Annotated in this window: 11 protein-coding genes; 3 read left to right on the top strand and 8 right to left on the bottom strand. The window is 41.4% G+C overall.

Going from position 1 to position 13,421, the window contains the following annotated elements; all coding sequences use genetic code 11:
- Window positions 1-25 precede the first annotated feature (25 nt).
- The 7 genes from GO495_RS27525 to GO495_RS27495 all read right to left on the bottom strand — a co-directional run bounded on the left by GO495_RS27525 (window position 26) and on the right by GO495_RS27495 (window position 5,921).
- Window positions 26-2,434, bottom strand: coding sequence for an outer membrane beta-barrel family protein (locus tag GO495_RS27525; RefSeq protein ID WP_157303167.1), 2,409 nt, complete (start codon window positions 2,432-2,434; stop codon window positions 26-28).
- A gap of 81 nt (window positions 2,435-2,515) precedes the next feature.
- On the bottom strand, window positions 2,516-2,737 hold the full coding sequence (locus tag GO495_RS27520; protein ID WP_157303166.1) for a class I lanthipeptide: 222 nt from the start codon (window positions 2,735-2,737) through the stop codon (window positions 2,516-2,518).
- A gap of 106 nt (window positions 2,738-2,843) precedes the next feature.
- Window positions 2,844-3,059 carry a class I lanthipeptide gene (locus GO495_RS27515; protein WP_157303165.1) on the bottom strand — a complete coding sequence of 72 codons (216 nt, stop codon included), beginning with the start codon at window positions 3,057-3,059 and terminating at the stop codon, window positions 2,844-2,846.
- Window positions 3,060-3,187: 128 nt separating this feature from the next.
- Window positions 3,188-3,352 carry a class I lanthipeptide gene (locus GO495_RS27510; RefSeq protein WP_157303164.1) on the bottom strand — a complete coding sequence of 55 codons (165 nt, stop codon included), beginning with the start codon at window positions 3,350-3,352 and terminating at the stop codon, window positions 3,188-3,190.
- A gap of 403 nt (window positions 3,353-3,755) precedes the next feature.
- On the bottom strand, window positions 3,756-4,286 hold the full coding sequence (locus tag GO495_RS27505; protein ID WP_157303163.1) for an alpha-galactosidase: 531 nt from the start codon (window positions 4,284-4,286) through the stop codon (window positions 3,756-3,758).
- Between the two features lie 645 nt (window positions 4,287-4,931).
- A complete protein-coding gene (locus GO495_RS27500) occupies window positions 4,932-5,120 on the bottom strand; it encodes a hypothetical protein (RefSeq protein WP_157303162.1) in 189 nt (62 codons plus the stop codon).
- Between the two features lie 69 nt (window positions 5,121-5,189).
- A complete protein-coding gene (locus GO495_RS27495) occupies window positions 5,190-5,921 on the bottom strand; it encodes an SDR family NAD(P)-dependent oxidoreductase (RefSeq protein WP_157303161.1) in 732 nt (243 codons plus the stop codon).
- Between the two features lie 96 nt (window positions 5,922-6,017).
- Here GO495_RS27495 and GO495_RS27490 point away from each other — a divergent pair, with 96 nt between their 5' ends.
- From GO495_RS27490 to GO495_RS27480, 3 genes are read left to right on the top strand one after another with little or no spacing between them, the layout of a single operon-like run.
- Window positions 6,018-6,377, top strand: coding sequence for a winged helix-turn-helix transcriptional regulator (locus tag GO495_RS27490; RefSeq protein ID WP_089787696.1), 360 nt, complete (start codon window positions 6,018-6,020; stop codon window positions 6,375-6,377).
- 38 nt (window positions 6,378-6,415) lie between these two features.
- Complete coding sequence (locus GO495_RS27485; protein ID WP_157303160.1) at window positions 6,416-7,732, top strand: hemolysin family protein; 1,317 nt, start codon at window positions 6,416-6,418, stop codon at window positions 7,730-7,732.
- Between the two features lie 13 nt (window positions 7,733-7,745).
- On the top strand, window positions 7,746-10,232 hold the full coding sequence (locus GO495_RS27480) for a YfhO family protein (protein WP_157303159.1): 2,487 nt from the start codon (window positions 7,746-7,748) through the stop codon (window positions 10,230-10,232).
- A 269-nt stretch (window positions 10,233-10,501) separates the two neighbouring features.
- Here the strand turns inward: GO495_RS27480 and GO495_RS27475 are convergent, their stop codons facing one another.
- On the bottom strand, window positions 10,502-13,366 hold the full coding sequence (locus GO495_RS27475) for an IPT/TIG domain-containing protein (RefSeq protein ID WP_157303158.1): 2,865 nt from the start codon (window positions 13,364-13,366) through the stop codon (window positions 10,502-10,504).
- Window positions 13,367-13,421: the final 55 nt, after the last annotated feature.

Genomic DNA, 13,421 nt, shown 5'->3' with positions numbered 1-13,421 from the left:
AACTCGTTTATAACTGTTGGGGGTATTAAAAGTTTGCTCTTTTCTTTTCGTCACTGTTACTTTGCTTCGCGGGTTGTTTATTTTTCGTATTCTTACCAAATTTGTAATTCAGCGATACTCTTACTGCCCTGTTATCAAAATAATTATCATAACTGGTTTTGATATTATTCGTTATACCATAAAATTTCGTTTTACTGGTCCTGAAAATATCTGTCGCAGTGAGTCCAATGGTCAATTTCTTTTTCATCGTCAGCCATCTGAATCCCATGTCCACACTGTAATAAGCACTGAATTTATTGATTCCTGACAGTTGAGGGAAGGTATAGGCGAAATCCAGTCCTGCTGAAAATGTTTTAGGCTTGTTCAGGTAGAAAACATTGCTGGAAGAAACATCACCTCCCCACCCTTCTTTATCTTTGGTATAATCTACCATAGATTTTGTACGGATGTAATAAACAGAGACAGTGTTGTAACTCTCCATCCAGGGAATACTGCTAATGTTTACAGACTCGCTAAGACCGAAGTTCCGCTGTGAGTAGTAGTTCATACGGGTTAAGCGGTTAATCCTGGTAACGGAGTCAGCAAACATGATCTGATCAAATATATTATTCTGAATAGAAACAAAAGCCTTTGTGATAAAGATGCTTTTATGACTATAAGTAAGTTCAAAGTTATTGGCATAAGATGGTTGCAGGAAAGGATTGCCTTCATAATAGAAATAAGGACTTACGAACTGCCTGAAAGGATTCAGATACCAATAGTTAGGGCGGTTAATCCTTTTGCCAAAAGAAAAGACAAAATTATTATCTGCATCCTTTTTATAGATGATAAATACAGTAGGAAAAAGTTTCAGATAATCCCTTTTAGTGGTTTGATTATAGGTAGCCGAGTAACCGGTCGTTTGCGTGTACTCTGCTCTTAAACCCAATTGCATCCCCCACTTGCCTAACTCCTTATCTGCATTAACATATGCAGCTTCTACATTCTCTTTATAATTAAAAACATTACTCAGGGAAGAGTCATAATAAAATATGTCTTCATGCTGCCTGTAATAGGTAGAAGAACTTTCAGTTTTAATAATTGCCACTTTAGCACCTGCTGCAAAGTTCATAAACTTACCGGGTAAAGTAAGATCGGTTTGCAGGGTGTAAGCTTTCAGATTTTGAGGAGCAGCACTTTTTAAAATGGATTCGCTTAACAAAGTGTTATCTGTCAGATAGCTGCTACTGTTAGATAACTGGTTGAGTTTATTATCAAGTGTGAAATATCCTGCATCTACAGACAGCTTCCTGCCAATGCTATCAAACCTGTTTTCATAATGCAGGTTTAGGTCATGACTTTGTGTTTTTCTTTCAATATCATTAGGCACTCTTATCAGGGAATCTATTTTATTCCCGGCGGAAAATATTCTCGTCTGAGAATATTCGTGCTGCTCCAGCCGTTTATTATTATAAGCATAACTGACTCCCAACAGCTGACGTTTGCTGATCTGGTAGTCTATTCCTATCCTTGGAGAGATTGCTTTCGTTATATTTTTCGATGTTCTGTTCTGGCGCCATATCTGGGAAGGGTAATCTGTAGTAGGGTTAGTAAGTTCATAATAGATATTATCTATGCCATTAATAGCGGCATCGATATTCCATTTGCGGGAGTTGAAATTTAACGTTCCGCCTCCATTCATTGATCCATATACAGCCTGTGAGTAAGCACCATATATATTGCCGCTTAAACCCCTGTTTCTCCTCTTCCTGGTAACGATATTGATCAATCCAAAATTACCGGCAGCATCATACTTAGCGGGAGGATTAGGGATTACCTCTATGCGTACAATTTCAGCAGCTGGCATCGATCTGAGCATATTAATAAGATCATCTCCGGAGAGACGGATTAAGCGATCATCCAGTAATACGTTTACCTGTCCTTTACCTAAGAGGGCGATTCCATTACCACCTATCACTCTCACACCAGGCAGTTTACCAATAGCATCCAATGCAGTAGCACCAGCCAGGGATACCTGGTTTTCCACATTATATACGGTTCTGTCTATTTTCTGTTCTATCAGGGGCTTTTTGCTTTGTACGACCACACCATTGAGGTTAATGATGCCCGGGGATAAAACTATTTTATCAATAATAATATCAGTATCAGCAATTGTTATATCGGATATATTATCAGCATAAGAAGGGTGCATGATCCTTATTGTATATTTACCGGTATCGATCATACCTATAGTAAATATTCCTTTGGACGAAGAAGAAGTTTCTTTTAATACAGTTGCGGTTGGAAAAGATAGTAATAAAACCTTTGCTTCATATACAGGTTTACCCGTTTTGTCAACAATTGTACCTGAAATACCGTGTTGCTGTGCTTTCAGGGATGTAAATAAAATCGTATAAGTTATCAGAAAAATGCCTTGCTTGAGTAGTCTCTTCATAGTGTACTGTAAAAAAAGCTCCGGGAAAATGTGATCATTCTTCCCGGAACTTTCACATAAATAAATTAAATAGAATTACAGTTATTCTGCTGCTTCCTCGATAACGCAGGTACTGCCACCACTTCCACAGCCGGTAGAATTACCGCCGGTGCCGCATCCACTGCCACCGCTGCCACAGCCTGTAGATGTTGCCAGTAAATAATCATTAGTTACTCCCCCAACAATTTCCTGTAATTGTCTTTCATCTAATTTAGCAACAGTTTCTTTGTCAAGTGCCAATGGATTTAAAACTATTTTTTTCATACAAAATGTTGATTAAAGTTTATCTCTACTCTGTCAAGGGCTTTTCGAGGACCGCCCGTTGTTGCGCAACAATATCTTTTATATCGCTTCAGCATATACGATTTTATTAATCTTCTGTAAGCACGATGCACGTGCTATGTCCACTACCGCATCCGGTAGAAGTACCACCAACACCACATTCACTGCCTCCAAGAGGACAACCATTTGAAGTAGCTGCATAGTCAGATACTACTCCGCCACTGATTTCGTTTAATTGTTTTGCATCGAGTCGGGCAATGGTTTCCTTATCCAGTGCCAATGGGTTAAACTTGATCTTTTTCATGAAATGAATACTTTATAAGTTGAAGAGACTTGGGTTACTTTAAGGGAAAGAGTCAGGGCTGGCACTTACGTACCACCCCTGATCTCTTATTGAATACAATTGAATAGTTTCGATAGTATCTGTAAATACTATGCTTCCTCAACAGCGCAGGTGCTGCTGCCTGATCCGCAACCAGTAGAGGTAGCAGCCAGTTCAACGTTAACGCCACCTACGATTTCCTGCAATTGTTTTTCGTCCAGCTTAGCAATTGTTTCTTTGTCTAAAGCCAGGGGGTTCAAAACTGTTTTTTTCATAAAGTTTTCATTAAAATAAGTGATCTCTACTCTATTGGGGGCTTTTCGAGAACGGCCCATTGTTGCGCAACAAATTCTTTATGGTATTGGATTGAAGACATAAAAATGGAGTAATGGGTTATTTATGTTTATTTGAGTATTAAATCGGGTTTTGATTTAATAATTATTTGAGATTTGCGTGTGTTATACGTAACTAACTTGACGATTAGATGTTGTTGAACTTACAGGTATAAATTTAAATTGCCTTCCAAATTATTATATGTTAGTAGCACACTAAACAAATTTAAATAAACAATTCAATATTCCAAATTTCATTATGCTTTTTTTTGAAACACTTTGATGAAGAAAAAAAAGGGATTATGTTATAACGTTCACCATCGCAGTGATGAGGTATACTAACAATTTATCTTACTACGCTTATATACTTTTTTATGTGTACTGTCATTGCACAGCAGTGTAATTGTCTATTACGATAAACACCGGGTAGATTTATCCGGTGTTTACCGGTGACTATTCTGCAGATAACACTATCGCTTGGCCAGAACTCTGTGAAATAAGGTAATGCGCCGTAGTCTACACGACCGCCACCACCGGAGCAAAGCATGATGGGAAGGTGCGGATATTTTGCACGTAATCTTTTAAGCACCTGGTATAAGCTACGGGTATATTCAATGTATAAAGCAGACTGGTTATCTTTCAGGTAAGGAGAATACCCGTTTGTGATCATCCGGTTGCAATCCCATTTAATATAGGCGATACCCGGGTTGGCGGTAAGCATATTATCCAATACGCCCAGGTAACTCTGGAGGAGTTTACTTTTTCCGTTTACAGAGAGTAGTAATTGCAGGCGGCTGCCTCTATGGAAATCTGTTTTTGCGCCCTGGCGTGTATGCATAACAGTATGAAAAAAAACAATAGCAAGTTGTTTAAGCATAATCGTGGTCCTTTTATGGATTGCTTAACTATTAATTTTTTCGGGGAAAGTTGCATTTTTTTTGCGGAGGTGAAGTTTGGTTTGTTTTTTTTTCTCTACCTTCATTTCTTCATAACTCCCGGTGGTACTGAGCAATTCAGCTACCGGGTTCTGTGTTTTTTATAACCTGCATAATTTTTTTTTCATTTTTAAAACACAATTATCATTATGGGATTAATCTATGCAGATGTAGAATTATTTAACGCGTTTGATCTTGATAGGGCATATCAAAATCATATAAGTAACGATGAGGTAAGGACATTGCGGGTTGAGAATATACTCGTTGACACAGGAGCTGTTATGCTGACTATTAACGAACCTATGCAGGCGCATTTACAATGTCGTGTTCTGGGAAAACGCATAGTAGAACTGGCAGATGGAGAACAGCAAGAATGCAGTATCGTTGGGCCTATTGAATTGCGATTCAAAAACAGAAGTAGTGTATGCAGGGCTATTGTATTGCCTGGCGATTGTGAGCCGTTGCTGGGAGCTCTTCCTCTGGAGGAAATGGATGTACTGATAGATCCATTAAAACAAAGGCTAATAGTACATCCTCTTCGTCCGAATCAAGCACTTATAAGAATACCTAGTGTAAGGTTCCCGTCACTACCGGCAGACGCTGCAGGTCCCTCCGTTCTTTGAGCAATTTTCACAACCGCTGCAATTCTTACAGGCAGTACATTTACCTTTAGGGTTGCAGGTCCCGTATGCTACATGAACAGGTGTTTTATGCAGTAATGCATATCCGCCAAAACCAGCAACAATTAACAAAGCGGTAATAATCAGTTTTTTCATAAAAGGGAGTTATCAGGCTGTAAAGAAACAGCTTAATAACTCCCTTTTCAGTTAATAAGCAGTTAATGTTTAAATATTAAATCCTCCATCGATTGTAATGGCGGTACCGGTGATAAAACCACTCTCCTGACCTGCCAGATAGGCTACCAGACCGGCAATGTCTGCTACATTTCCGTAATGCCCTAATGCCATATGCCCTTTTGCGAAGGCGGCGTGACCTCCGCTGGCAGGGTTCATGTCCGTGTCTACAGGGCCCGGCTGCACGAGGTTAACCGTGATGCTTTTAGGGCCCAGTTCCCTTGCCAGTCCTTTGGTAAGGCCAATCAGCGCCGATTTACTCATCGCATATAGTGTAGCTCCGGGCCCCACTACCCTATCCGCCATATTACTGCCTATGCTGATAATCCTGCTGCCGGAAGGCATATGAGGGATCGCCGCCAGAGATGCCATGAAAACCGCTTTCACGTTAACGTCCATCATCTGGTCGTAATCCGCGGCAGTATGTTCCGATAAAGGCTTTTGAAGATAAACCCCGGCATTATTCACCAGTATGTCTATACGTCCAAAGGTTTTTGCCACCTGTTCTACCGCAGCGGTAACGGCAGTATGCGAAGCATTATCCGCCTGAATGGCTATCACATTAGCGCCCAGGGTTGCGACCAGTTCCTGCGCTTTAGCCGCAGATTTCACATAGGTAAACGCCACTGTAGCCCCTTCCGCTACCAGTCGTTTTACGATAGCGGCACCCATGCCCCTGCTGCCTCCTGTTACTAATGCTACTTTGTTTTCAAGATGTTTCATAATAATATTTTTTGTTAATTGTTTGTAAAAGTAAACCGGTAGTGTTAATTTTACCAGTACTGATAATTTTATCCAGTACTGACAAAAATGTAAGTAATGAGAAAAGAAAGCTCAACTAATACATTGAACAGAGAAAAGATACAGGGGGATTGTGGCATGGCTTATACACTCGACCTGATAGGCGGAAGATGGAAACCAACCATTTTATGGCGGCTGCTGCAAGGCAAACAGCGTTATAGTGAACTGAAAAAAAGCATTCCTTCTGTTTCTGAACGCATACTTGTATTACAGCTGAGAGAGCTGGAAAAAGATGGACTGATCAATCGCCTCGTATATGCCGAAGTACCTCCACGTGTGGAATATGAACTTACCAGTTCCGGAGAATCGCTCAAACCAATGTTACAGGTTATATCTGACTGGGGAAATGTACACCGCCCCAGGAATACGCCTGATTGAATATCAAAAAATATAGTTGCACCAAATTAAGACACCTGATGACCTTCGATATAATATTTACCATCTTCCTAATACTGCTGAACGGTTTTTTCGTGGCAGCAGAATTTGCGATCGTTAAAGTCCGATCGTCGCAGATAGAAGTAAATTCCGGGCGTAGTAAAACCGTTTCACTGGTTGCCAAAAGTATTCTCAATAACCTCGATGGTTACCTTGCTGCTACACAGCTGGGTATTACGCTGGCCTCCCTGGGTCTCGGATGGGTTGGCGAAAGAGTTATGACAACGCTTATTTTGCAGCTTTTTGATAATCTGAATATTGCGCTGTCTGCCGAAACTGCGCATAAAGTAGCGCTGCCCGTTGCCTTCATGACCATTACCATCCTGCATATCGTATTCGGAGAACTCGCGCCTAAATCTCTCGCCATCCGTAAACCGGTGCCTACTACTTTTACAATTGCACTTCCTCTCAAATTATTTTATGTTGTTTTCCGTCCTTTTATCTGGGTACTGAACAGTCTTGCTAATGTGATCCTGAGTATTATAGGTATTAAACCGATGAATGAACATGAAGATATTCATACAGAAGAAGAATTACGTGTAATCATTGCCGAAAGCCATCAAGGCGGAGTGATCGAGGAAACGGAAAAAGCGCTGATCCAGAATGTTTTTAATCTGGGCGACAGACAGGTATCTGCGTTGATGACTCCCCGTAATGAAGTAATATGGCTGGACGTAACGGATAGTCCGGAGATCAATAAAGAAAAGATCCTTACACAAAAACATACGGTATATCCCCTTGCAAAAGGAGATCTTGATAATACCACCGGCTTTGTTTATTCAAAAGACCTGCTGAGTGAGAATTTCAACGGTGTTGTGAATGACCTGACGGCCATCAGCAGGAAACTGCTGGTAGTAACTGTACACAACCGCGCTTACCAGTTACTGGAACTCTTTAAAAAAGAAAGGATCTACCAGGCGATGGTAGTAGATGAATTCGGGTCCATCAAAGGTCTTGTGACCATCAACGACATCGTGGATGCGCTGGTGGGAGACATTTCAGAAACGAATGAGTTTGAATATGAGGTGATCAAAAATGATGATGGCAGTATGCTGGTAGACGGGCAATTGCCATTCGTGGAATTCCTGGAACTAATGGGTATAGATGCAGATCCGCAAAAGACGAATTATACCTCTTATGTCACACTGGGCGGATTCATCCTGGATAAACTGGGTAAGATCCCGGAAAGCGGTGATAGCCTGAAATGGCGCGGCCTGAAACTGGAAGTGATGCAGATGGACCAGCACCGTATTGCCAAAATACACGTTTCAATGATTAAAAAGTCGCAGGAAGATTAATACATCACACCCTATGAAAAACAACTGGCTCAAATCATTATTGCCACATGCAATCGCTGTGCTGGCATTACTCATACTGGCTACTCTCTACTGTAAGCCGGTGCTGGACGGAAAGATATTAAGTCAGAGTGATAATGTGCAATGGCAGGCAATGGCAAAAGAATCCATAGACTACAAACAGATACATGGTATTACTCCACTATGGACTACCAGCATGTTTGGCGGGATGCCTACCTATCAGATCTCTATGGAATCTCCGTATAACTATGGTAGTTATATTCCCGCTATCTTATCTCTGGGATTACCCAAGCCGATAAATGTGCTGTTCCTGGCTGCATTCTGTTTTTATATTCTTTGCGTGGTACTGGGCGCCAATCCCTGGGTGGGATTTGCAGGCGCCGTCGCCTATACGTATGCCAGCTACTCTCCGATTATTATTGCCACCGGTCATGATACCAAGATGCTGGCAATGGCATATCTGCCTGCGGTTATAGCCGGACTGATACTCATTACCCGTAAAAAATACCTGCTGGGAAGCGGTGTCATGTCGCTCTTCCTTACTTACCTGGTTGCAGCGAATCACCTGCAAATCACGTATTACTTCTTTTTAATACTGGCGGTAATAGGTATTACTTTTGCCGTGTATTGTATACAGCAAAAGGAATACAGGCACCTTATCACAGGTACTTTACTGGTAGTGCTTTCCGTAGGGTTATCACTGGGTTCCAATGCGGTAAGTTTATGGAGTACGTTTGAGTATTCCAAAGCGAGTACCCGCGGTGGTAAATCAGAATTAACGGCATTATCCTCTCAAAAAAATATGGACCATGGTCTTGATAAAGACTATGTATTCCAATGGAGCTATGGTAAATTTGAAACGTTTACCCTGATTGCACCTGATATCTATGGTGGCAGTTCCACAGGCTCATTAAGTACGAATTCTGCTACCTATAAACAACTGGAAACATTGGGTGTACCAGCAGAGCAGGCAGAAAAAATGATCAGCAGATGGGACCTGTACTGGGGAGATCAGTCGTTGCTGGGTACTTCAGGTCCTGTTTATCTCGGCGCTGTTGTATGCTTACTTGTGATACTGGGCTTATTCATTATTAAGTCATGGCATAAATGGTGGCTGATAGCTATCACTGTACTAGGCATCTTCCTGGCATGGGGCAGCAATCTGCAGGCCTTTAACTATTTCATGTTCGATCATTTCCCTTTATATAATAAGTTCAGAGCCCCCTCACAGGCACTGATCATCCCACAGTTATCCTTTGCGATACTGGTAGTGATGACACTCAATGAACTGGTTAAAGGGCAGATTCCTAAAGAGGAATTGCTGAAGAAACTGAAATGGACAGGGTTGATTACCGGTGGGATATTAGTGATGTTGCTGATTGCTTCATCCAGTATGTCATACACCAATGCAACGGGTAATATGCAGAACCCGGGCAGTGATGACCAGTTCCATGCGCAGCTTTTGCAGATGACACAAAACAACCCTGGCATAGCTGATCAGCTGATGCAGGCGCTCAGAGAAGACAGGGCCAGTCTTTACCGCAATGATGTATTGCGTTCGCTGTTATTCGTAGCACTGGCATTCGGAATGGTATGGTTCTTTATCAAAGGAAAACTTAAAGCACAGTGGTTCACAACAGGTATTGTTCTTTTGATATTAGTTGATTTGCTGCAGGTAGACAGACGTTATCTGAATACGGATAGTTTTATGGATGAACTGAGTTACAGTAATCCATTTCATCCATCTCCTGCGGATCAACAGATATTACAGGATAAAGACCCTTATTACCGGGTATTTAACCTTACTGCCAACCCTTTCCAGGACGCCATGACCTCTTACTTCCATAAGAGCATAGGTGGTTATCATGCCGCTAAATTACAGCTCTATGAAGATCTGATTGAAAGGCAGATAAGTCGTAATAACCTGCAGGTATTAAACATGCTGAATGCGAAGTATATTATTGTTCCCGGTGAAGGTGGCGCACCGGTTGCGCAATTAAACCCCGAAGCATTAGGGAATGCCTGGTTTGTAAAAGCGATTAAGTGGGTACCCAATGCGGATGCAGAAATGAATGAGCTGAATACCCTGCATACGAAAGATACAGTGGTAATAGACCAGCGTTATCAGCCGGATGTAAAAGGTAGCCCTCAGTTTGATTCATCTGCTACTATAAAACTGATTGCCAATAACCTGAACGACATTTCTTATACCTCTTCAGCAGCAGCGCCTCAGTTTGCGGTGTTCTCTGAAGTACATTATGAAAAGGGATGGAAAGCTTTTATTGATGATCAGCCGGCTCCTTATTGCCGTGTTAATTATGCGTTGAGAGGAATGATGGTACCAGCGGGTAAACATACGATCACTTTTAAATTTGAACCTGCCGTATATTATAGTGGTATTAAGATATCCTTATTCAGCTATTTTATAATGATAGCCTTATTAGCAGCCGGATTTGTAATGAACTGGCGAAGTAAGGAATAAAAAACAAGCTGTCAAAAGTATTTGTAAACACTAAAAAAGGCTCCGTTAGGAGCCCCGTGTTTGTAGCAACAATCTATCCTCTACATAATAGACTCAGTTGGGAGTCCCCTGGAACTGCTAATATCAGGGGCCTCCTAACGGAGTCTGTGTTTTGTTGTCTATTTGTTTGCTACAAACATGGGGCTCCTAACGGAGCCTTTTATGTTTTGCCGCAAACATATCGAAGATGTATTAGTTACTTTTGAGACAGACTGTGTATTGTTTAATAATTATTGTATTACTATCGTACCTGTTCTGGTATCACTCCCATTGCTCCATGTTACTTTATAATAACCCGATTTCAGATCGCTGATATCCAGTTGTGTTTGTGCAGATGTAGGATCTACTGTCACCAGTTTCACCAGATTCCCCATCATATCTATCATCCTTATCTTACTGTTCGCTGATACAGGATGTTTTACCCATGAAGTACCGGAAGAAGGGTTAGGATAAGATGTGATTGTTTTAGCAACAACGGCAGAATCTGTATTAATGTAATTGAAGATCAGAGAAGAGAATGCACTGTCTACAGATATAACACCCGTGCTGCCTTTCCCTACTGTTGCAGTTATAAGAGAATCAGCAGTAATTATAAACGAAGCAGCAGGTGTGCCACCAAAACTAACACTGCTGATATTTGTAAAAGTAGTACCCGAGATATACACTGTAGTGCCTTCTCCACCAGTACCCGGACTGAATGAATAAATTTCAGGCTTAGGCATTTCATACACAAACTCCGATCCATATGTAGTTCCGTAAGCATTAGTAACACCCAGTAACCCCGTACTTCCGTCTCCTACTACTCCAATAGCCACAGAATCAGAATAAGCAGTATAGAAAGAAGCTCTTGTACCGCCAAAGGTTACATTTTCAAGGGGTGCCAGATTATGTCCATAGATCGTTACTACTGTTCCTCCTACACCTGACTTCGGATAAAAATCAGTGATTTGAGGTAACCCTGGATCGCTTATTTCTCCATAAGTAAATGTATTGCCAGTAGTATATGCTCCATAAGGTGAACGGATACCCACCAGACCGGAACTACCGTCTCCTACCGTTGCAGTAATAACAGAATCAGAAACAACTGTAAAAGCACCTGCCAGTGTACCTCCTATGGTTACGGTATCAACATTTGTGAAGTTCCCTCCGTTGATGGTCATTACAGTTCCGCGCCCACCTGATGACGGATAGAAATCATTGATATAGGGATAGTTTGCTGGTTTTTCAAAAGTAAATCCATAAGCAGAAGCATTGCCAGCTGTCCCATTGATGTACACGAAAGTCGTAACACCAGGAGTGCCACCGCCTATTGTTGCGAAAATAACAGAATCAGACACCACTGTAAAATCCACATATGCATTACCAAAAATAACACTGGAAGTACCAGTGAAATGATTTCCGGTAATCGTTATTACTGTACCAACTGTTCCTGTCTTAGGAGAGAAATCGTAAATTTCCGGTACCTGAACAGGCCTTTCCAGGAAAGTAAATCCATAGGCAATCGCAGGATAGCCATGCTTTAGCATAACAAATACCTCACCTGAATAAGCATCTCCTACTACGGCAACTATGCTGGTATCCGATGTAATGGTAAAAGATGCCAGTATGCCACCAAAACTGACGCCGGAAGTATGGGAGAAATTATGTCCGGTGATATATACAGTATCACCTTTTCCGGCAGACCTTGGAAGGAAATCACTGATTGTAGGCTCTGGTGTATAGGTAAATCCTTCCTTAGAAGCGAAACCCACCTGAGCGTAAACAGATACAGATCCGGTACCACCATGGTCTATTACTGCAGTAATAACTGAATCTGATTCTATTGTAAAATAATTTGCCGACCAACTTCCGAAACTAACGCTGTTTACACCCGTAAAGTGGCGTCCGATAATCGTTACCCGTACTTCTGGTGCGCCTTCCTTAGGGTAGAAATCATAAATTTCCGGTGCCGGTAATGTAGATGTTGTCTCAAAATTAAAACCAGGTAAGTACGAAACTTCACCAAGCAATCCCTTAAGGGTTACATTACCGGTATTACCATTATATAATATTGCAAAAAGGGTGGTATCTGATGTAACGACATATTGTGCCGCCGGTATATTACCAAAGCTGACTATTGAAATACTATAGAAATTTTGTCCGCGTATTTGCACAGTATCTCCCTGTCCGGCAGACTTTGGAAAGAAATCAGTGATAACAGGACTAACAGGTTTATCCAGATATGTGAATCCATTTAAAGTGTCGGCACCATTTAATGTCTGAACAATTATCAGCGAACCTGTACTACCAGGTAATACCCTAGCAGAAATGAGAGAATCAGATATTATTCTTAAATCAGTGGCATTCAGATTTCCGATCACTACATTCTTTAATCCGGAGAGATTGTGCCCCTTGATCATAATGGCCTGCCCCCCGGAAGCTGCTTTTGGATAAAAATCAGTTAGTTCAGGACCAGGAGGTGGTGGTGGCGTAGGATATATATATTGAAAGCCTGCCATCCCATCACCCCGGCCATTTACTTCTGTAACCCGTACAGACCCGCTTGAACCAGCACCTAATTTTGCAGTAATCACAGAATCATTCACTATTGTAAAACTAGCCGCAGCACTATCTCCAAATGTCACTCCTGTGGCTTTGGTAAATTGTATTCCCTTGATAGTAATTATGCTGTCACGCTTACCACTATCAGGAGAAAAACTATAGACAACGGGAGGCGGGAAAAAATATATAAGGTTTCGTCCGTAAGCCGTTCCATCTGGCGTAATTACTGTTAAGCGCCCCGTACAGCCTTCTCCCATTGTAGCATTAATAAGTGTATCATTAATCACCGTGAAAGATGCAGCCGGCTCGCAACCAAACATCACCGCAGTTGTACCCGAGAGATGCCTGCCGAAAATATCTATAGAAGTACCCACAGAAAACATGTAGGTAGTACCGATTAAACTACTATCGATTTGCGGCGTTGGCCCCACTCCCAGTGAATCAAACGAAACAGATACCGGGCTTTTGTTCCCAACCGACTGATTAACAATAAAAAGAGAAAATAAAAAGGTAATAAAAAGGAATTTTACACCTGATGGGTAAAAATATTTCATATAGGGACAAATTAACCACCCACAAGTTACATATTTTAATCATATTACAAGTTAT

The sequence above is a fragment of the Chitinophaga oryziterrae genome, from assembly GCF_009758125.1.
Lineage (GTDB): Bacteria > Bacteroidota > Bacteroidia > Chitinophagales > Chitinophagaceae > Chitinophaga > Chitinophaga oryziterrae.
This window is presented reverse-complemented; position numbering and strand designations above follow the sequence as displayed.